Source organism: Fibrobacter sp. UWH5, from assembly GCF_900142505.1.
Lineage (GTDB): Bacteria > Fibrobacterota > Fibrobacteria > Fibrobacterales > Fibrobacteraceae > Fibrobacter.
Genome location: NZ_FRBB01000016.1, coordinates 60583 through 82707 on the forward strand (window position 1 = coordinate 60583; position 22125 = coordinate 82707).

The 22125-nt window shown below is 48.4% G+C and carries 12 protein-coding genes; 4 read left to right on the forward strand and 8 right to left on the reverse strand.

The genetic code is table 11. The features are described from left to right. Positions 1-3: 3 nt before the first annotated feature. From BUB38_RS15855 to BUB38_RS12170, 3 genes are all read left to right on the forward strand, one after another. Complete coding sequence (locus BUB38_RS15855; RefSeq protein WP_083542156.1) at positions 4-1629, forward strand: AMP-binding protein; 1626 nt, start codon at positions 4-6, stop codon at positions 1627-1629. Positions 1630-1631: 2 nt separating this feature from the next. Continuing rightward, positions 1632-7976 carry a non-ribosomal peptide synthetase gene (locus BUB38_RS12165; protein ID WP_083542159.1) on the forward strand — a complete coding sequence of 2115 codons (6345 nt, stop codon included), beginning with the start codon at positions 1632-1634 and terminating at the stop codon, positions 7974-7976. 290 nt (positions 7977-8266) lie between these two features. Continuing rightward, positions 8267-9424, forward strand: a complete 1158-nt coding sequence (locus BUB38_RS12170; protein ID WP_073160929.1) for an acyltransferase — start codon at positions 8267-8269, stop codon at positions 9422-9424. Between the two features lie 131 nt (positions 9425-9555). On the opposite strand, the gene prfB is transcribed toward BUB38_RS12170, so the two are convergent. Together prfB and BUB38_RS12180 are read right to left on the reverse strand one after the other, a co-directional pair. Further along, positions 9556-10666, reverse strand: a protein-coding gene (prfB, locus tag BUB38_RS12175; RefSeq protein ID WP_139258434.1) for a peptide chain release factor 2 whose coding sequence is annotated in 2 segments (ribosomal slippage) — positions 9556-10593 and positions 10595-10666 — 1110 coding nt in all. Because the reading frame shifts where the segments join, the coding sequence is not laid out codon by codon here. A gap of 129 nt (positions 10667-10795) precedes the next feature. Further along, a complete protein-coding gene (locus BUB38_RS12180) occupies positions 10796-11797 on the reverse strand; it encodes a peptidylprolyl isomerase (RefSeq protein ID WP_073160933.1) in 1002 nt (333 codons plus the stop codon). 165 nt (positions 11798-11962) lie between these two features. Here BUB38_RS12180 and BUB38_RS12185 point away from each other — a divergent pair, with 165 nt between their 5' ends. After that, positions 11963-12760: a J domain-containing protein gene (locus BUB38_RS12185; protein WP_073160934.1), complete on the forward strand. Its 798-nt coding sequence runs from the start codon at positions 11963-11965 to the stop codon at positions 12758-12760. Between the two features lie 86 nt (positions 12761-12846). Here BUB38_RS12185 and BUB38_RS12190 read toward each other — a convergent pair whose 3' ends face one another. The 6 genes from BUB38_RS12190 to BUB38_RS12215 form a co-directional block, all read right to left on the reverse strand. Then, positions 12847-13458: a trimeric intracellular cation channel family protein gene (locus BUB38_RS12190; protein ID WP_073160969.1), complete on the reverse strand. Its 612-nt coding sequence runs from the start codon at positions 13456-13458 to the stop codon at positions 12847-12849. A gap of 227 nt (positions 13459-13685) precedes the next feature. Next, positions 13686-16199: a glycoside hydrolase family 94 protein gene (locus BUB38_RS12195; RefSeq protein WP_073160936.1), complete on the reverse strand. Its 2514-nt coding sequence runs from the start codon at positions 16197-16199 to the stop codon at positions 13686-13688. A gap of 99 nt (positions 16200-16298) precedes the next feature. After that, positions 16299-16922, reverse strand: coding sequence for a PadR family transcriptional regulator (locus tag BUB38_RS12200; protein ID WP_073160938.1), 624 nt, complete (start codon positions 16920-16922; stop codon positions 16299-16301). 185 nt (positions 16923-17107) lie between these two features. After that, entirely contained in the window at positions 17108-18283 is a 1176-nt protein-coding gene (locus BUB38_RS12205) for a multidrug effflux MFS transporter (protein ID WP_139258435.1), read from the reverse strand. Between the two features lie 516 nt (positions 18284-18799). Continuing rightward, positions 18800-19624, reverse strand: a complete 825-nt coding sequence (locus tag BUB38_RS12210; RefSeq protein WP_073160942.1) for a PDDEXK family nuclease — start codon at positions 19622-19624, stop codon at positions 18800-18802. 308 nt (positions 19625-19932) lie between these two features. Continuing rightward, on the reverse strand, positions 19933-21795 hold the full coding sequence (locus BUB38_RS12215; RefSeq protein WP_073160944.1) for a phosphoenolpyruvate carboxykinase (GTP): 1863 nt from the start codon (positions 21793-21795) through the stop codon (positions 19933-19935). Positions 21796-22125 lie beyond the last annotated feature (330 nt).

Sequence of the window (22125 nt, forward strand, 5' to 3'; positions counted from 1 at the left end):
TTCATGAAACAACTACCCTCCCTTAACGAAAGATTAAAAGACTACCTTAAGAGTGATTCAAAGATCACCCTTTATAAGGATGGAACAACAACGCTCTATTCAAAGGCAAGCCTTGAGAAAGACATCCTTTTCGCCCGCCATACATTTAAAAAATATGGACTAAAACAAGGCGACATGGTTCTATTCCAAATTAATGCCGCGACAAAGAAAGCTTTTCTAGCAAGCTTTTTCGCATTGCTTTCTATGGGGGTCGCTCCCGTTCTTTTGACAGCAGCTCGCAGCAGAGACCATGTTACAAGGCTAAAACGCGTTGCAGGCGATAACCCAACCGCTCCTATTATTGCAGATAGTGAAACAGCAGAATTCATCAAGTTTTTCTGGAAAGACCTAGACAAGAATCGAATCATTACCGTTGTCGAGAATGTCGAGAAATATCCTGACGACATGGAAAATGAAATCGAATATGCGGATGTAGACCCCAATGCACTGGCTCTCGTGCTTTATTCCTCGGGAAGCACTACGGATCCGAAAGGCGTTATGATGAATAACCAGAGATTCCTGCTCATGCTCAAGAACCTCGGTAAGGCGCTTAAGACTAGTCCAAAGGACATTTGGCTACAATGGCTTCCCCTTGAACATGCCTTTGGCATTGTTACACTGATAGTCATCCCGATGTACTATAATCTGGGTGCGGTTCACATGAACGCTGTAGAATTCATTCAGAATCCTAAATCATGGTTCGACGCAGTAAGCAAGACTCGCGCAACAAAAACAGCGGCCCCCAATTTTGCCTATCCACTACTCAAGCAGGCAATCCAGGGGAACGAAAAATGGGACTTGTCCTGCTTAGACTTCATTCTAAATGGAGGCGAACCGCTTTCCAAGAAAGTCTGTAAGGAATTTACCGATTCCATGAAACACTTTGGGTTCAAAGAAAATACTATAGTACCGCTTTACGGCCTTACAGAAGCTTTGGGTGCAGTGACCTTCAATATGGAACATGAATACCCAGAAGTCTATGCAGAAAAGCTTACTGCAGGCATTGATTTCAACCTTGACGTGCTTAAGGCAAACATTGCCGATATCGTATGCCAGGGCAGAGCCATTCCCGAGATGCAGATTCGAATATCCAATGATCTTGGCGAACCGCTCAACGATTATGTAGTTGGAAACATTCTTGTGAAAAGCGACTATATCTGCACCGGATATCTGAGCAAGGATTCGTCCGACCTCTTTATTGACGGATGGCTTGACACAGGCGACCTGGGATTCCTAAGCGAAGGCCTTCTTTATGTGGTTGGCCGCAAGAAAGATATGTTTTTCATTCACGGGAAAAACATTTACCTTCGCGACATTGAACAAGTCATAACCTCTAAATTCGGATACCGTTGCGCAGTATGCGGAGATAACGATTTTGCATCAGGAAACAACTATGTCTACTTGTTTGTAGAATCCCAGGATCCAGCGGATATTCCCGTTAAAGAACTCAAGGAACACGTATTCTCCGAAATGGGTTTTGGCCTAAACAAGGTCATCCCTATGAAAAAGCTCATTACAACAGGAACTGGAAAAATAGCCAAGGAAAAGATGCTATTGGCCTTCAAAAATGGTGAAATTACAGGAGTATAAAAATGCCCGCTTTGTCGATTGACGAAATTATTTCAAATTTCAAGAGTATTACACAAAAGAACCTCGAAAAGGATACCTCGCTCTATGAGGTTTTCGAGGATTCCATCCAGATGTTCAGGTTTCTGGGAAAGCTGAAGGACAACATGGGTGTAGAATTCGGCATGTTGGATCTCGTTCAAGCCGAAACCATCGGGGATCTCGCAAGAAAGGTTCTTGAAAAGAAGGGAACGGAAACCGTCATTGAACGTGAAGTCCCGCTGACTTCGATGCAACAGTCCTATAGGTTGGGTCGCGAACAGAATTTCCACAATGGGCTGAATTCAACGCACTTCTATTTTGAAGTCCGCCATAATTTTAACCTGGACAAGGCGGAAAGCTGCCTAAGAAATCTCATTGAAAAGCATGATGCCCTGCGAGCATTCGTAAACGGCGAAAATCAGTGTGTTTACGACAAGAGCATTGCAAGAACATTCAAGATTACTCGTGAGCACATGTCCGAACAGCAGGCCGAAACATACCTGCAAGGCACTCGTAATCGTGTACAAACAGAAATAAGGAGCCTCGAGAAGTGGCCTCTTTTTAATATCGTAAATATCGAAACCGAAAAGGGAAACATTACCTCCATTGACCTTGAGCTCATGTTCATCGACGGTCTCAGCGCCCAGGGGCTCGCTACAGAATTCTTGATGCTTTACAACGACGAGGCAATTCCCAATTTCAACTTTGAGGAAAATCCCCAATATGTCCAGTGGATTAAGGAACGTTCCAATCCCACAAAGCATGATGTCGACAAAAAATTCTGGGATAGCCGAATAGATTCTATTCCCGAAGCCCCAAAGCTCCCCGCTGTAGAAAAAATCTCCTCCAAGGACAATATCTGCAGGCGAGAACAGGCAAGATTTTCTAAGGAAACACTTCGAGCACTTGATATTTTCGCAAAAAAAAATGGCGTTACTTCCAGCATTGTCCTTTTCTATCTCTATCTAAAGACAATAGCTAGATTCAGCGAATCTGGTGACTTCTCTGTCAATATTACCATGTTGAACAGGCCCTATGGCATTGAGGGGATGGATTTCATCATTGGCGATTACACGAGTAACGTCATTTACGATTTCAGCGAAAGCCTTTTCAAGGGAAAATCCCTCAAGGAAACTCTCCAGGCCGTGCGCGACAAGATGTATGAATACATCGATCACAGTTCATACGAAGGTGTCGAAGTCATTCGTGACCTCATTCGCAAAAAGCGTATCGATAACGAAAACCCGATGCCCATTGTCTTTACGAGCATGCTTTTTGGAAAGCTCCCTGCCCCTAAGGATATTGAAGTTACCTATGTTCAATCGCAAACGTCACAGGTAAGTATCGATAACCAAATCTGCAAGACCAACGACGGCGGGCTCCTGATTTCATGGGATTACCTCGAAAAGATTTTCCCTGCAAATACAATTAAGGACATGTTCAAGTTCTACTCCGAAAATATCCAGGCTCTTGCCGATAGCGGAGAAATGTCTTCAGAGGATCCTGAATTTATTGAATCTGTCAATAAATACAACCAGACTAGTGAAAAATTTGAGATCAAGCATCCTCTCACCTATATCATTGATTCTTTTGACAAGTTCAGCGCAAAGACCGCTATCAAGGATTCAACAAGAAGCCTTACCTATGGCGAACTCAAGAATGCCGTAAGCCATGCTGCCAAGTATCTTGAGGACAAAGGAGTTGTTGTAGGTGATTCCGTAGGCATCCTGGTTCAGAAGAATGTACAGACTGTTGTAAGCATTCTCGCCACCATGGCAGCAGGCGCAACCTACATTCCCATTGACTACAAGTGGCCCAAGGAACGCCAGAACTTCATTCATGAGAATTCAAATTGTCGAATGACTGTTGATCCGAATGAAATAGAGCTTGACACAACGAGCTATGTAGACTGCTTTAGGCCCAATTCAAATCTAGGGGCAACTGCCTATGTGATTTACACATCCGGAAGTACGGGTACTCCAAAGGGAGTTTCCATTGCCTATGGAGCCATGGTCAATACGATTCTCGACATTAACAAACGCTTTGGCGTAAGTGAAAATTCCACAATTCTTGGGCTTTCTTCTTACTGTTTCGACTTGAGCGTTTATGATATCTTTGGTTCACTTTCTACCGGTGCCGAACTGGACATCGCAAAGGACATTCAAGAAACTGCCGAAATCAAGAGCTTTGTTGACAATGCAAAGGCTATTCTCTGGAACTCCGTTCCCGCTGGCATGGAACTATTCATTGACAGCCTCCCCGAAGACTATGTCAACGAAGAACTCAAATCGGTACTTTTGAGTGGAGATTGGATTTCCGTTACGCTTCCTGACCGCATTCACAAGCATTTCCCCAACGCAAATGTGTATAGCCTAGGCGGAGCAACCGAAGCATCCATCTGGTCCATCTATTACCCCATTACCAAGGTTCCTAGCGAATGGAAGAGCATTCCCTACGGCTATCCGCTCGCTAACCAGACCATCTACATCCTCACTGACGAACTTGAAATTTGCCCCCCGGAAATCAAGGGTGAAATTTACATTGGTGGCGTAGGCGTTGCCCAAGGATACGCCAATAGCCCAGAAAAGACTGCAGCGGCATTTATTGATCACAAAAAATACGGTCGCATTTACAAGACTGGCGATTTTGGAAAATTCAGCAGTGAGGGCTATGTCATTTTCCTCGGGCGCAAGGATTCCCAGGTAAAAATTGGCGGCTACCGCATTGAGCTTGGCGAAATTGAACAATGCATGCAGAGCATCGATGGAATCGAAGCAGCAGTTGTCATTGTCAATGCAAACAAGCAACTTGCCGCATTCTACACAGGGGAAAATATTTCAAAGGATAAGCTGAGTTCCGAGCTTTCAAAGTTCCTGCCTAGCTATATGGTTCCGCATCTTTATCAAAACCTTGAAAAGATGCCTCTCTCGCCAAATGGCAAGATTGATCGCAAGGCTTTGTCTAGCGTAGCCTGCAAAGGAACAACCGAAAAAGAACCAGTCGAAAAGAACACCTTCCTCACAGGAATTCAGCAAAGAATCCTAAGAGTCTGGAAGAAAGTCCTTGAAATTCAGAAACTTGACGAAAAGATGGATTTCTTTGAACTCGGTGGCGATTCCATCAAGGCCCAGCGTATTGCCCAGCGTATTGAAAAGGAATTCAACGTTCGCATACCTTTTAGCTCCATTCTCAACGCTAAATCGGCTCTTGGATTTGCTCAATTTGCAGAATCCAAGATTAATGAAAGCGTAAAGCCCGCAAGCGCAGACATTCAAAAAGCAAGCGATGTATCCAAGAACAAGACATTTCCTCTCACAGGAGTCCAGCTTGCTTACCTTAATGGAAGGAACGAACACTTTGAACTTGGAAAGTACAACGCTCACTACTTCTTTGAAATCGATACGGAATATGAGGCAGTTGATGTCGAAAATGCAATCAACCAAGTTGTCAAGAAACATGATGCTCTGCGAGCAATTTTCCTTCCCCAGGGCATTCAGAAGGTTCTTGTCGATGTGCCAAGGTACCATGTAGAGGTTGTACACTGCAACATCGAAAACCATGAAGCAGAAATCATGCGTCTCCGCAATGAGCTTTCGCACCACTGCTACAAGCATGATACTTGGCCGCTATTCACCTTAAAGATGGTTGAATGGGATAACCACAAGGTTTTGTTCTTTAGCTTTGACCTGATGGTCTGCGATGGCGACAGTATGCAGATTTTCTTCTCGGACATCGCAAGAATTCTCCGTAAGCAGCCTTTCGAAAGCGAAATCAACTATTCTTACGAACAGTACATTCGCGATCTTGACTATTCAAAAGATTCAAAGCGCATCGAAGAAGATAAGTCCTACTGGATGGAAGAAATCAAGAACTTTCCCTCGTACCCCCATGTTCCTACAGTCATGAAGCTCTCTGACTGCAAGGAATATACCATGGAAAGGAAAAAAGCGGTCATCTGCAAAAAAACCTGGAAACAGTTCAAGGCCGTAGCCAAGAATCACAGAGTTTCTCCGTCCGCACTTCTCTGCACAATTTACGCAAAGGTTCTCTCCAGATGGTGCAACCAAGAAGATCTATTGCTGAACCTTACCGCCTTCGAAAGGAAGCCTTTCCATAGGGATGTAGAAAAGATCATCGGTGATTTTACCAAGTTGCTACCCCTCTCGTTGAGTGTCAAGGAAAAGGATTTATGGACCTCGGCAAGCTACGTCCAGGAACGCATCATGACGGGTCTTGAGCATCTTTCCTTTGACGGAACAGAGATTATGCGCGAGCTCGCTAAACAAAGCGGACAGTTTGGCAAGGCGCTTCTCCCAGTCGTTTTCACATGCGTACTCTTCGATTCTCCGGAAAACTACTACGAAGTCCTTGGAAAGCTCCGCTACTCCATTTCCCAGACACCACAGGTGTTTATTGATAACCAGATTGCCGAAATGGAACAGAAACTTTTCATTTCCTGGGATATCGTCAAGGAAATCTTTGATCCAGAAGTTATCGATGCCATTTTTAACGACTTTGTAGAAAACATCCGCTACATTGCCGCAGGTGAACAGAATTTGCTGTTCTTCGGCATCAATAGCCAATGGGGTAAGTACAATCCGCCCATGCACGAATCCCCCATGGAGACCATGATTGGACTTGTAAACAAGGCTTTAAAACTATACCCGGAACAGACTGCAGTCGTAAACAAGGGCGATTCCATTACTTACGAAGCGTTAGACAAGCTTTCAAACCAGATTGCGCACCTGCTTAAGCAAAAGGATGTAAAACACGGCGACCGAGTAGCAGTCCTTGGCGAACGCAAGATTGAAACAATCGCAAGCATTGTTGGCATTATGAAGGCCGGCGGAGTCTATGTTCCTGTAGATGTAGCTTACCCCAAGGAACGCATTGACTTCATTATGCAAGATGCATGCTGCAAGCTTCTTCTGAGCAAGGCATTCCTTGAACAGGAGCATGTGAAAACTCTTGATAGCACTGACGTTCCTGCAACAAGCTACCCCGAAGACGAAGCCTACATTATCTACACATCAGGTAGTACCGGCAAGCCCAAGGGCGTTGTCATGCAGCATGGAGCCGTAGCCAACACAATTATTGACATCAACGAACGAATTGGCCTCAATAAGAACGACGCTCTCATCGGCATTTCTTCCATTTGCTTTGACCTGAGTGTCTATGATATCTTCGGAAGTCTGAGCAGCGGAGCAAAGCTTGCACTCGTGAACGACGCAAGGAACATGGACGAAATTTGCAATACAGTAGCATGCGAAAACGTAACCGTATGGAACTCCGTCCCAATCCTATACGCCATGGCAATGCAGCATAGGATCCATGCAAATATTTCTACAGAGTTGAAACTCAGGAAGGTTTTGCTTTCTGGAGACTGGATTCCTCTAGATATCTGTACCACCTCCAAGAATGCTGGCTCCAAAGCAGACCTCATCAGCCTCGGTGGCGCAACAGAAGCAGCCATCTGGTCCATAGCCTATCCGTTCAGTGAAGTAAAACCTGAATGGAACAGTATTCCTTACGGTATGCCGCTCAAGAACCAGATGTTCTATGTGCTGAACAAGAACCTTGAACTCTGTCCCGTTGAAACGGAAGGTGACTTGTTCATCGGTGGCATTGGCCTTGCCAAATGCTACAACAACGATCCTGAAAAGACTTCCAAGGCGTTTATTGACCACCCGAAACTTGGGCGAATTTACCGCACGGGTGACGTAGGAAAGCTCAAGAAGGAAGGCTACATTGAATTCCTCGGACGTTCCGATAACCAAGTAAAGCTTCACGGCTTTAGGATTGAACTTGGTGAAATTGAATCGGCAATTCTGCATACAGGTTACGTCCAGGAAGCTGTGGCTACAATGAAGGACATTCCGGGAAGCGGAAAACAGATCATTGCCTATGTGACAAAGACTTCTGTTGATAACGCAGAGAAGGTTTTAAAGGCCGAAATTTCAAAGACCCTTACGGAATATATGATTCCTTCGCGCATTGTCGTGCTAGAAGAACTTCCACTCAGTGCCAATGGAAAGGTTGACCTGAAGAGTCTCCCCCTCCCCGAAGCTATGGCCAAGGAATCGGAAAACCTTTCAAAGGAATCCTTTGACACCTACACCGAAACTGAAAAACAGCTGGTTACCATCTGGAGAAATGTTTTCGAAAACCAGAATATCCTCCTGGAAGACGACTTCTACTCTCTCGGTGGAGAATCCATCATCCTTATGAAGCTTGTGGATACCATTACAGCAGAAATGGGAAAGACAGTCACCATTGATGACATTCTTCAGGCTGTAAATATCAAGGAGCTATCTGCAAAACTTTCGTAATTTCATGACTGAGCCGACTGCGCTGCACTGCATGGCAGTGCAAGGCTATTAAAAAAGGTTCCCATTCAGAAAGAATGGGAACCTTTTTTATGTTAAAGGGAAATATACAAAATATAAACCCCATAAAATGACGCAAAATTTTTACACACAAAATTTTGTTCCATATAAGAATAGAAACGTCATGGATTCTATCGCCTCTTCGAGGCTCCAGAATGACTCGCTTTTCGTCACCCAGGAGGGAGGTACGACCGATAGATCCATTGACGAAATATTCTAGATTTGTGGGACGTATGGAGAAGTCGCGAGAGATTTATGCAGACGTATTGCGGGTGCTAGCAGCGTTCACTGTAGTGTTCCAGCATACGGTGACTTCCGTATGGTACACGGTTCCTGTAGATTCTAGTGACTTTGCCGCACTGAACTTCCTCAATAGTCTTTCCCGTTTTGGCGTAGGCGTGTTCATCATGATCAGCGGAGCATTCATGCTTTCGCCCAAGTACCCGCACCCGCCAGAGAAAATCTTAAAGCACAACCTCCCCCGCACTTTGATCCCCCTAGTATTCTGGGTGATTTTCTACGGAGTCGTAGAACAGATTAACGTGAACATCGTTGACGGAAGTTTTGCTGCGGGTGATATCGCAGGCATCGTCACGGATGTGCTGTCAGCCCCACTCCTCCTGTTTACAAAACCCGCAGGACATCTCTGGTTCTTATACACCATCGTAGGTCTCTACATCCTGACGCCGCCCCTTCGGGTCTTTACCGAACACGCCTCCCGCAAGATGTTGCTTTACGTCATCGGGATTTTCTTTGCCTTCGGGCTACTGCTCCCTACGGCAAGTCACCTGCTGGCAAAGTTCGCCGACTTTAATCTGTACAAGAACATCAGCATTCAGGGAGCCACCTCCTTCGTGGGCTTCTACCTGACAGGATACTACATCGCAAACTTCGGGATAAGCGCTAGAGCCCGCAAGTTTTTGTATGGAGCGGGACTAGCCTCGTGGATTGTGGCATTCGTTGCCGCCACCTACATTAGCGAACTTCACGACGCACCCAACGAATACTTTTTCGGGAACTTCAGGCCAACGACATACCTGATGGCAGCAGGAATATTTGCGGCCATGCGGGCGGCCTTCAGCAAGGAATCCCGCGACGTACAATCCGACGTACAATCCGGCAACGTTCAATCCCGTGAACAGTCCAATGCGCAAAGTCGCAAGATAATTCTCCGGAAGGTCACAAACATCGCCTTGAATTTTTCCGGATGCATGATGGGCGTATACCTCATTCACCCGCTGTTCATCAAGGCTTTCTACGGCCTCCATTTAACAATCCTGGAGCCTCACCCCATCGTAACCGCACCTCTCGCTGCCATCGCCTTCTACGTGATATCCACAGCAGTCGTGTACGCCTTCCGAAAGATCCCCGGCATCAAGAAAATCCTATAAGACAAGGGATTTTTACCAATCAAAGGACAAAAAAGGCCCGCATTCTCCTGCGGACCTATTTTTAGACCACCATAGTCCTTCGGCGGACACATCGCTCGAAAAACCAAGCTTACCGAGGCTCCTTAGCAACCTTAGCCGTTCTGCTGTTCGCTGGTGCTAAGCAGGTATGCGTTAATGAAAGGCTTGATCTTGCCATCCAGAACGCCGGCGGTGTCAGAGGTTTCTACGCCAGTGCGCAGGTCCTTTACCAGCTGGTAAGGCTGCAGAACATAGCTGCGGATCTGGCTACCCCATTCCACCTTCTTCTTTTCAGCCATGCGAGCGTCGCGCTTGGCTTCTTCTTCGAGGCGGTAATGTTCGGCCACCATGGTCTTCAGCATCTTGTAACAGGTTTCGCGGTTCTGGATCTGAGAACGTTCCGTCTGGCAGCTAGCCATAATACCCGTAGGCAAGTGAGTCATACGGACTGCAGAGTCCGTCTTGTTGATGTACTGACCACCGGCACCGCTACTGCGGTAGGTATCCACGCGCACATCAGCCATATCCAGGTCGAATTCCACGTCTTCGTGTTCGGGGTACAGGTACACTGCGGTAAAGCTGGTGTGGCGACGGGCATTGGCATCGAAGGGGCTAATGCGAACCAGGCGATGCACGCCGATTTCGGAACGGAGCAAGCCGTAGGCGTTTTCGCAGGTCACTTCGATAGTTGCGCTCTTAAGGCCGGCATCTTCCGCTTCCTGGAAGTCTACCACCTTGAAGTCCATGCGTTCACGTTCAAAGAAGTGGGTATACATGCGGAACAGCATCAAGGCCCAATCCTGGGATTCGGTACCACCGGCACCCGGGTGGATAGACAGCAAGCAGGCGCAAGCGTCGTCAGGGCCATTCAGCATCTTCTTGAATTCCATCTCTTCGATCTTGGCCTTAAGGTCAGCGATATCCGTTTCGATGGACTTGGTCAAATCTTCGGACTCTTCGTCCTTGCTCATTTCATAAAGTTCGGCCAGATCATTGCAAATGGAAGAAACTTCAGTCCACTTGTTCAGAAGATCGCGAAGGTTGCCGATCTTCTTCATCATGCCCTGAGCCTTTTCCTGGTCATTCCACAGGTTCGGGTCGTTGGAGTCCTTTTCCAACACGTAAAGTTCTTCGGTCTTTGCCTCTAAGTCAAAGATACCCCCAGAGCTTATCGATACGCGCACGCAAATCAATCAGCCCGGTATGTGTAGTCTGGAAAGCCATTCAAAATCTCCATTCAAGGTTCGAGGCCACAGGTTTGAGGCCCGGAGTAAAACTTCTATTAAAAAAAGCAACGGCTTGAATCCACCGCTGCCTTTTTCAATTATTTAAGCGGACTAAACCGTAAGCGGATTAATTATTGCCGCCGATTGCCTGAGGCGGAGTGTACTTGGCATCAAGGTACTGAACCTTGTAAGTCTTGCCAAGGCCATCCAGGTAAGCCTTCAGCTGAGCCTGGCGATCCTGTTCAGCCTGCACGCGCAGGATGTAGTCGATCTGGTGCTTGTAGCTATCATACTTACCGTCATTACGTTCGGTAAGCATAAAGATTGCAACGCCGTCCTTGTCGGTGTAGACTTCGGTAATTTCGCCCACCTTGATCTTGGCAATGGCCTTGCCCAGAGCGTCGTTACCCTTAACGAACTTGGGAACCACACCGCCGGTCTTCTTGGCAGTCTGGTCGTCGCTGTACATGGCAGCCAGCTGTGCGAAGGTAGCCTTCTTGGAGCGAACCTGTGCTGCAAGACCCTTCAGCATATCCTTGGCGTCAGCCACTTCCTGAGCAGACTTGCCTTTGGTGCTGATCACGATACGGGCACCGCTAACGGAGTCGTTAATGGCAACCTTAGACTTGTTCAGTTCCCAGAAAGCTTCACGCTGCTTTTCGGTAGGATCCTTAGGATACGGAACCTTCTTTTCGAGAATAGCTTCGCTCTTCAGCTGATCTTCGATCTTTTCCTTGAACTGAGCCATGGTGGTGTTGGACTTCTTCAGTTCCTTCTGGAAAGCGTCTTCGCTGGGGAACTGAGCCTTGAAAAGCTTGGTCAGGCTGTCGACCTTGGCTGCCGGAACCTTAATGCCCTGCTTCTTGCATTCCAGCTTGATAAGTTCCTGGCCAACCAGGTTGTCGATGACTGCGTAACGGAGCTGTGTCATCGTCTGCTCGTCAATCTTCTTGCCGCGGAACTGCTGTTCGCCGAGCATCTTGGCAAGGCTATCGATCTTGCCTGCAGAAATACCAGTCTTTTCGACACGAATCACATCCAGGCTCTTGGAATTCATCAACTGTGCAGAAGCGATGCTAGCAGTCAAAAGCAGAGCGGCAGCACCACGAGAAATCAATTTAAGGGACATTATATCATCCTTGTTAAAAATTTTCCGGCAATAAAGATAGCAAAAAAGAAGATGGGAAAGTCGCAAGACAAGGGCGTTGAACTTGTTTTCATTATTTTTCGTTAATAAGGGATGTAATTTTTTATTTTTCGCAGACAAGGAACGCAAACCTATAAGGAGAACATCGTGGAGCTGCAGCACAAGGATAGCACCCAAAGCAAGGGAACCTGCACATGTTCCTGGTGCAAGGGTTCAGGAAAGCGTGGTCGTAGAACGTGCCCGGATTGCAATGGTTTAGGAACCCTTCACCTGGTGGACTGCCCCGACTGCCTTGGAACCGGAGTTTCAAGAGACAGAGGCGTCTGCAAAACCTGCAAGGGCAAGAAAGCCGTCTCCAGCGTAGAAGCCGATAGAATCCATACAGCACGAGAAAAATACGACGGCTACTTGCAAAATCCCGCAGGCGTGTTCTTCAAATCCATCGCCTGCTATATCGCGATCGCCTTTACCGCCAGATCGGTATGGGACCAGATGTGCGTCACTCTAGAGTTCCTTTTTGATGCGGAGATGATATTCCCCTCCGGATTCATATTGCTCTTGGCACTAAGCATTCTCTTCAAACAATGGAATAACCTTATCAAGGGCTCCACCAACGATGCCGACGGTTCAAAACCGCGCACCATAGGAACAGTCCTTTTTATCGTGGGAATCCTGACCGCCATCATTGCAGGCCCCGTTACGTCAGACGGATTCGGCTGGATGGAAAGCAAGGCCAAAAACACTCTTAACGACAAAATCCTTAAGTCTAGTTCAGTCCAATGCCTAGAGGTAGAATTATCCAGAAAGGTCGACTACACCTACTTCGGCAAGGCCAAAATGAGTAACGGAGAATCAAAGGATATTGTCGCCCGATTCGTGAAGACAGGCCGTTCCCACACCAAGCACAGTCATCTAAAATTCAAAGTAACGGTCGACCTTCTGTAAAGAATCAAACAAACAACATAACAAAGCAAGCCTGTCAGAAAAGACAGGCTTGTTTTGTTTGATAAAAAAGTCAAATTTTGAACGATCTAAAATGTTTTTTCACGTGTCTTAGGCAATTCAAGTTTTTTGCGCATGGCCAAAAGACGAAGGCTAAAGGTAAAAGCCGTAGTGATTAAAATTCGCGGAGTACTGCCCAGGTTGGCAAACTCTAACACATAAAACAATATACCGCCAATCAGGGCCGCCGTTGCATAAAAGTCGCTTTTTAGCACCTGGGGAATTTCGCTGACCAGCAAATCGCGAATCAACCCACCACCAGCCGCAGTAATGGCGGCAAACAAAATAACAGAGTAAGGTCCAGCCGCCATAGCGCTAGCCTTTGCTGCACCAACCGCAGTAAAGAAGCCTAGCCCCAAGGCATCGGCCACAAGAATAAAAACTCGGATTTTCCGAATCTTCTTGCGCATGAGCAAGTAGAAAAAAGCTCCCACGATGCAAATAGGAAAATAAATCGGATTGGTCAGAGCCGCTGGCGGAGTAGCCCCCAGCATCACATCGCGCAGGATACCTCCCCCAACTCCCGTAACCGTGGCGAGAACAATAAGGCCAAGCCAATCCAGCCGGTAACGCACCGCCTTTTCCGCCCCAGAAATCGCGAAGGCAAAAGTACCCAGAATATCAAGAATCAAGAGAAGCATAAACGAACGCAAATATAGAAAAGGGGTACATACAAAAAAAGAAGCTAGCCTTTTCCAGACTAGCTTCTTTTTCAACTTTTAAAATCTGAATATTAATTTGAATCAGAACTAAAACTTGATTCAAGATTTAATTAGTACCAAGCGAGAGCAGGAGCCTTGGCCGAAGGCGTACAAGCATACGACGAGAGCCAAGGCGACGAACTATCGCGAAGCGTAATAATTAAATCTTAGCCCAGAGTTACTTCGACCTTATGAACGCCAGAAGTGAACACCGGTGCGACGTTGGAATCAACTTCCTTACCGTCGACGACCATCTTGGCAACGCCCTTGCAGACGTGCTTCGGGTTCTTCACGGACACTTCGTAGGTAGCGCCACGGAACTTACGGGTCACCTTGAATTCGCCCCATGCGGACGGAATGCAAGGATCAACGATCAAGCCCTTGAAGCTAGCGCGAACACCGATGATGAACTGGGTAGCAGCCTGGTAGGTCCAAGAAGAGGTACCGGAGAGCCATGCGTTACGGCCCATACCGAACTGCTTGTGTTCGTCACCGAGGATGTTCTGCGGATAGCAGTACGGTTCGGATTCGAATTCGTCAAGCTTGACGTTCTTTGCAGCGGGGTTAATCTGGTTGTAGTACTGGAATGCCTTGTCGCCACGGCCCAGGATGGTTTCAGCGATCATCACCCACGGATTGGTGTGGAGGAAGATACCGCCGTTTTCCTTTGCTCCGGGAGGATAGGTGGAGATGCCACCAACGGTCGGATCGAAGCCGCGGTAACCCGGAGTAGAGCTCTTAACGCCGTTAGCGGTGTTCAGGAGCTTGTTCAAGCTGTCCATGCCCTGCACTGCACGTTCGCCATAAGCGATACCGGACATCACAGACCAAGACTGGCTGTTACAATAGATCTTACCATACTTGGCCTTGTTGGTACCGTATGCGGTGCCGTCCTTGCCAAACCAGCGGATCCACCACTTGCCGTCCCAAGCGCAGTCGTTGAATGCCTTCTTGACATCTTCGTACCAGCCCTTGTACATTTCGACAGATTCCTTGTCGCCGAGAGTTTCGCAGATGTCCATCATTTCGAGAAGGGCCTTTGCGTACAGACCGGTGTTGAAGGAGGATTCTGCACCCAGCGGCAGGTTCATGCAGTCGTTCCAGTCAGCGAAGCCGAGGAGCGGAAGACCGTGCTTACCGAGGTGAGTGCGGCTGAAGTTGACAGAACGCTTGAGGTGTTCGAGCACGGTGCCCTTTTCACGCTGAGCGCGCTTCTTGCCAGCTTCGTAGAACGGAATTTCTTCCTTGAGGAGTTCCAGCTTGCCAGTTTCCTTGAGGTAGTTGGCAACGGTGAGAACGATCCACAGGTGGTCGTCACCATACCAGTCAGCGTAAGCCGGGTTGCCGTTTTCATCGAGCACGCCCTTCTTTTCGCGGGAGTCACCGGCGTTAGCTTCGTTGCCGTTGTCTTCTTCAAGAGCAAGCGGAGCGTACTGGTGCATAGCGTTACCTTCCGGACGCTGTACGGAGAGCAGGTTCTTAGCGAGAACCAGAGCTTCTTCCGGCATGTGGCTCATAACGCCCATGAGGTCCTGGCTGGAGTCACGGTAACCGATACCGCGGCTGGTGCCGTAGCCTAGCTGGTACAGAGACAGGTAGCGAGACCAGTTCTTGGTGGTGTGGCACTGACGAGGATTGTGCACGTTCACCATGGAGTTGAAAGCTGCATCCGGGGTTTCCACCTGGATGGTAGAGAGGTACTTGACCCAGAACTGAGCCAGATCTTCGAAAGCCTTGTCGACGTTCTTGAGGTCGCGGTACTTCTTGATAGCCTTAGCAGCAACCTTGAGAGACTGTTCCTGACCGAGCTGAGTGCAGGTACGGAAAGTCTTCTTGGCAGCGATCTTGCCAGCGTGGATCATGAGAGCTGCGATATTGTCGCCGCGGTCGCATTCGCTGTTAGAAAGTTCCTTGTTCTGGAGAGAGAGCGGATTTGCCCAGGAACCCATTTCGTTGGAGCCCAGGAACACGCGACGGTCGCCGTCGAAGCTCTTGATCGGGCAGTCAGCGGTAACGTAGTTCACGGCGAAATCACGCTTCATGTAAGCGTACTGTTCGAGAACGACGTGGCCAGACTTTTCGGGATGAGCCTTGAGAGTCATGGTCTGGGGAACCCAGTCAGCGTTGGTGAGCTGCTTTTCAGCTTCGAAGTGGCTGAATTCGTAAACGGGGATGATATCCACTTCCTTAGCGGCACCACCGAGGTTGGTCACCTGGATGTCCTGGAGGAGAGTGTTAGAGCCAGTCGGCACGAAGATGGTCACCTGAACGGCGAGACCGAAAGCTTCGGCATTCCAACGCATGTAGGACAGACCAACGTGGCATTCCCACTTGTCCATCTTGGTGAGGGTCGGAACTACGAACGGAGAGAAAATCTTGTAGCCCTTGCCATCCTTGACGCGGATGTACACAGTGCTTGCCTTGAAGTCAGAGCAGGGCATCTGTGCAATGTACTTGGTAATACGGTTCAGAGCCGGGTCGCCCTTGCAAACCAGGGTACCACCGGTAGTATCAACGATACCGCCGAAGTTCAGAGTACCAACATAGTTGCACCACTTGATCGGGGTTGCCGGGTTGGTGAGAACGTATTCTTTCTTAGCGTCATCGAAGTAGCCGTACTTAGCAGCGGCCTTAGCGGTCACCTTCTTTGCAACGGGCTTCTTTGTCTTTGTTGTAGCCATTTTATCTCCGTTAGAGGGGTTAGTAAAAATTTTGTTAAAAATTTAGAAATAAAAAAAAGAGGCATGAGCTTTTTAAGCCCAGGCCCCCCTTAAAAAACATTATTTTTCAGTGCTTTCTGCAGAAACTTCACCATCTTCCATGTTGAAAGGACGGCTGCCGAAGTTGATGTAGAAATAACCATCCAACTTCTTGCTGCGCAGCGGGTCACGCAGGATGCCAATAGCGGCACGCACATACTTCAGTTCAACAAGAATGTGGTCACGGCTCATGCAGTTCAGGAACGGTCCTTCGGGATACAAGGTAGGACGCGGTTCGTTGGCGATCATCTTTTCGAGAGCCTCGATTTCCTGGACCAGTCGACGTTCGTGAGCTTCCAGAGTGCGAATAACTTCCTTGTTTTCGGCACCGAACAGGAATGCAAAACCCAAGGTACGGGGATCATCATTGAAGCCGGTCAAGTGCTTCAGCACTTCCTTTCTCAGAACGTCCCTACCCTTATCGGTAATGTTGAACACCACACGTTCCGGACGGTTACCGTCGCGTTCGGTGCGGCCCTTGATGCATTCATTCTTTTCGAGAGTCGTAAGGCGGTTGTAGACCGTCGAGGTGCTCAAGTTAGCCCATCTATCAAGTTCACGTTCACGCACTTCGGTAATGATATCATAGCCGCTGCGTTCATGCTCAAGGATAAGTCCCAAAAGCACCAAATCATAACGATTCATAGCCCAATTCCTTCTTAAAGTACCCTTACAAAGTACAACTTGCAAAACTATTCCAAGTTGTAATATAGGCTTTTTTTTAAAGAGCGAACAAGAAAGTGTAATTTTTTTCGCACTTTTTTCTAATAATCTGCATTTTTCGGTGCGATTAAACAAAAAAAATGGGGCTTACCGCCCCAATAGAACCGCTAACCTTTTTTAGGCATTTTAGCCTTGGCCACCAGCATAAAGACCATGGTCAAAAATCCACCGGTCACCAGCATGGCCGAAGCACTCACGGCAATATCGCCCAAGCCAACAATCGGCGAAGCGATACCGCCCATCAGGAAGCCGGCTGCCCCCATGGCGGCGGAAGCGGTGCCTGCATTCTTGCGTTCGGCGTTCAAGGCCAGGGCGCTGGCGGGCGGCTGCATCAAGCCGAACATGAAGGTCGTGACCATGAAGCTCAACTGCAACAGAGGCAGCGGCGCATGGGTCAAGAGGCAGGCGGCAACGGCAAGGCTTGCAAAGAACACACCGAAGCCCGCAATCTTGATGGCAGTGCGATCACTGCGGATCTTGCCGGAAGAGGCGCAGCCCACCGCCGTACAGAAGGCGATCAAGGCAAAGCAGAAACTAAAGCCCATGGGAGAAAGGCCATACAGTTTCTGGAAAATGAAGGGCGACGAAGCGATGTAGCCAAACAGCACGATCATGGAAGCGGAACAAACCGCAAAATAGCGGACGAACTCCCTGTTGCGGAAGACGTCTACATACAAGGTAAAGCTAGAAAGTAACGGCTTCTGACTGCGACGGCGAGGCGCAAGACTTTCCTGGAACTTCCCTGCCATAAACAGCAAGATGAAACCGTAAACGAGAAGCACCGCAAAGGTTCCCTTCCAGCTCATAAAGTTCAGCAGGAAGCCGCCCAGCACAGGTGCTGCAATAGGAGCCACCCCATTCACGGCGCTGACCATGGCCAAAAACTTTGTCAGCACCGGGCCGCGGTAACTATCGGCAGAAACAGAACGGGCGATCACGATGCCGCCAGATGCCGCAAGACCTTGAATCAAGCGGCAGATATTAAAGGTGGCAATGTCCGGGCTCACGATACAGGCCATGGTACCGAAAACGAACAGCACAAGGCAAATCAGGAGCAGTCGCTTGCGACCATACTTATCGCTAAGAGGACCAATGAACAGCTGACCGATGGAGAGCCCCAGCATACTCATGGTAAGACTCAACTGCGAAGCAGAAGGCGTCGCCTTAAAGTAGTCAGCCAGGTTCGGCAAAGCCGGCAAGTAGAGGTCTGTAACGAAGGGCCCGAAGGCAGAAAGCATTCCCAGAAGGAACATCAAGAACGTGAATTTTGATTTGGAACTCACGAATTTATCCTTATAAAATCAACAGGAGCCTTACACCAAACAGCGGTTTCTCGTTGATTTCGCGTGCCAACGATAGAAATTTTCAGAAATTCGTTCAAGGGAGTTTGCTGGCGATTCAAATGCGCGAAATCTCGCAGATTGGGCGAAACCACGCAAACTGGCGGTCTAAACGTTCAAAAAGCACTTCTTGACCGCCAAATTTTCAGTGTTTCTACCGCAGGGTGGCTGTCAAAACCACCTAAAACGACATTTTGACAGCCATTTTACCGCACAACACACGTCTTTGAGCACCATGCCACCCCAAAACTTGCGTGAACACATAAAAAATGGCGGTCTAAACGCCTAAATAACGTCTTTAGACAGCCATATTTCCACAAAATACCAGTAAATGCCCCCAAAAGTGGCGGTCAAATCCGAATAAAACCGATTTTCGACAGCCACTTCCACCTATTTTGACAGCATCTTTCGCCAAAAACACATCTTTACGCCTTACAGCTGAAACGTCCACACAACGCCTCACAGCAGGAACTGCTGCACCAACAATTCAATGGTTTTCGAATTCACCGGGCGTACATCATTCTCCATGGTGTAAATCAAGTTGACTCCATGGATATAACCATCCATTGCATAGCTATCTAGCTTCCTAAAAGTTTTCACCTGGTAGTCCTCATCATTCATCCGCCCGAAGTGTTCCCAAATAAATTCTTCCCGAGTGCGGACGTTCAAGCATGTGAAATCCGGATAGACGACTCGCCCGCTTGATAGCCTCAACGGATATTCATAGCGGTACGGCACCCCCATCTGATTCAACATATTCGCGATGATGACTTCAGACTTTGAGCGGACTCGCTCCCCTTTGACGGTGGTCAGCAGAACTTCGTCTTCATAAAAAAGCTTCCCCTGATATTCCACCTTCTGCCAGCGTTCTGCGTAAAGATCGTCAGGTAAATAAATGGGACTAAGAAGCTGACAACGACCAGGTCCCTGTGCAGTGAAGCTATTTTCAATTTCTAGACGATTCAATTCCTGCAAGGCAAATTTCAACGAATCTGCACCGCGGGTAAACGCCTCCGTCATAGTCTCATTGTACGACCGTTGCGCCAACCCGCAAGCCAAGTTCCTCTGCGACGTCGGGATATAAGTCCCTCTTGATCCCACCTGCTTGCTATTCTCTGCCACATGAAAATACTGATATGAACCTCGGTGGGGCGAAACCCGAAGACGACCTATCGGGAAGGTCTTAAGCGTCGCACGAATTTTCTTTGCAGCCCCCTCCATTTCACGGATGCACGATTCCAACAGCGGCATAATCTTCGGAAAAGACATCTTCTGAATTTCCATACTTCTCATTTTTCCTCCAAACAAAAAAAACTGCACTTTCTAGGCACCCAAAATCCAGTTCGCAAACCGTTATGGGGATATAGAAAATGCAGCTTAATTGACAAATAATTTGTCGTTTAATCTGGTATGGGTAATATAAAAAAAACGGGTCGCAACCGTTAAGCTGCGAACCGTTTTAATGGCTAGATCCTTCGCCTTTCGGCTCAGGATGACACCTAAGACAATTATGCCTGGCGCTCTACGAGCGCAGTCATAACGCCTCGGTCATGCCGATTCAAGCGAGCTTGATCGGCGCGACACTCGGCTGATTAAGCCTTGTTCAGACGATCCTGGATCATGTCGATGATGTCGTTCAGTTCCTTCGGAAGGTGAGCGCCGAACTTCGGATAGTGATTTTCCTTAACGTCAGCGAGTTCCTTCTTCCAGCCTTCAACATCAACGGAAGTGATGGCGGGGAGAGTCTTCTTGTAGCATTCAGCGAGGCCTTCAACATTGAGGGCGCCGTCTGCCGGCATCAGACCAATCGGGGTTTCCTTAGCATTGTCAACGCCGTTGCAACGGTCGAAGATCCAAGCGAGGACGCGGCTGTTGTCGCCGTAACCCGGCCACATGAAGCCACCCGGAAGTTCTGCATTGTCAGCGTCCTTACGGAACCAGTTGACGTAGAAGATCTTGGGGAGCTTGTCTTCGGTAGACTTCTTACCGATTTCGATCCAGTGCTTGAAGTAGTCACCCATGTTGTAGCCGCAGAACGGGAGGATTGCGAACGGGTCGCGACGGATCTTACCGACTTCAGCAGCGTTAATGGTGGAAGCAGCGGTGATTTCGGAACCAACGATGGAGCCGAGGAACACGCCGTGGTTCCAGCTCAGGGACTGGTGAACCAGAGGAATGGTGGACGGACGACGGCCACCGAAGAGGATTGCGGAGATCGGAACGCCTGCCGGATTTTCCCATTCTTCAGCAATGCAGGGGCACTGATATGCCGGAGCGGTGAAGCGAGCATTGGGGTGAGCCATTTCTTCGCCCTTCGGAGCCTTGTCCTTGGGGAGAGCGTCACGGGTATTGCCCTTCCAGTCAACCAGCTTGCCAGTTGCAGGATAGCCGATACCTTCCCACCATACGTCGCCATCTTCAGTGAGAGCGCAGTTGGTGTAGATGGTGTTCTTTTCAGCAGAGATAAGAGCGTTCTTGTTGGATTCTGCGGAGGTGCCCGGAGCAACGCCGAAGAAGCCAGCTTCAGGGTTGATAGCGTAGAGACGGCCATCAGCACCAAACTTCATCCATGCAATATCGTCACCGATGGTTTCGACCTTCCAGCCCGGGATAGTCGGGATGAGCATAGCGAGGTTGGTCTTACCGCAAGCAGACGGGAATGCGCCAGTTACGTACTTAACTTCGCCCTTCGGGTTGGTGAGCTTGAGGATGAGCATGTGTTCAGCGAGCCAGCCTTCGTCGCGAGCGAGAACGGTAGCGATACGGAGAGCGAAGCACTTCTTGCCGAGCAGAGCGTTTCCACCGTAACCGGAACCGTAGGACCACACGAGGTGTTCTTCCGGGAACTGGGAGATGTACTTGAATTCAACGTCAGCGCAGGGCCAGATGCCGTTGTCCTTTTCGCCGTTGTTGAGCGGCTTACCAACAGAGTGGAGGCACGGAACGAAGTCAGCGTTCGGGTCAGCATTGAAGATATCGAGAACCTTCTTGCCGGCGCGAGTCATGATGTCCATGTTGAGAACGACGTATTCGGAGTCAGTGATTTCGATACCGTTCTTGGAGATTGCAGAACCGAGGGGGCCCATGCAGAACGGAATCACGTACATGGTACGGCCGTGCATACAACCCTTGTAGAGACCGGACATGGTCTTCTTCAGTTCAACCGGGTCGATCCAGTGGTTGGTCGGACCTGCGTCTTCTTCCTTAACGGAGGAGATGAAGGTACGGGATTCAACACGAGCCACGTCAGACGGGAGAGAACGGAACAGGTAGCAGTTTTCCTTCTTAGCGAGCTTAGTAGCGAGACCAGCGTCAACGCACTTCTGCATAAGAGTGTTGTATTCTTCAACGGAACCGTCGGTAACAACAACGTTATCCGGTTCGCACATTGCGATGACTTCTTCAACCCAAGCCTTGATCTTCGGGTGCTTGATGTCGTTCAGAGTAAGAGACATTATGAGCTCCTATTTGGTTAATGTTAAGGCGACCTGGACACGTTTTGCGCACAATTCGCCCTTTCGAGAATTTTCGAACGCTGAAAATGTATAAAAAAATCGGGTACGTCAAACGAGTTTTTTGTGAAAATGTGAGAAAAATCCTGTCCCGACCGCCCCCTGCAGTACGAGCCGAACCTATCGCATCCCCGTTTTAAAGTCTACTATTCCTGTATGAAATAAAAAATCTTACAAAAAAATTATTGTTTTTTCGCAAGAATCTCCCATTTTAGGCGAAAAATTGATAGATTAGGCAAGTAAATTTTTTCAAGCCATCTAACTACACGAGGC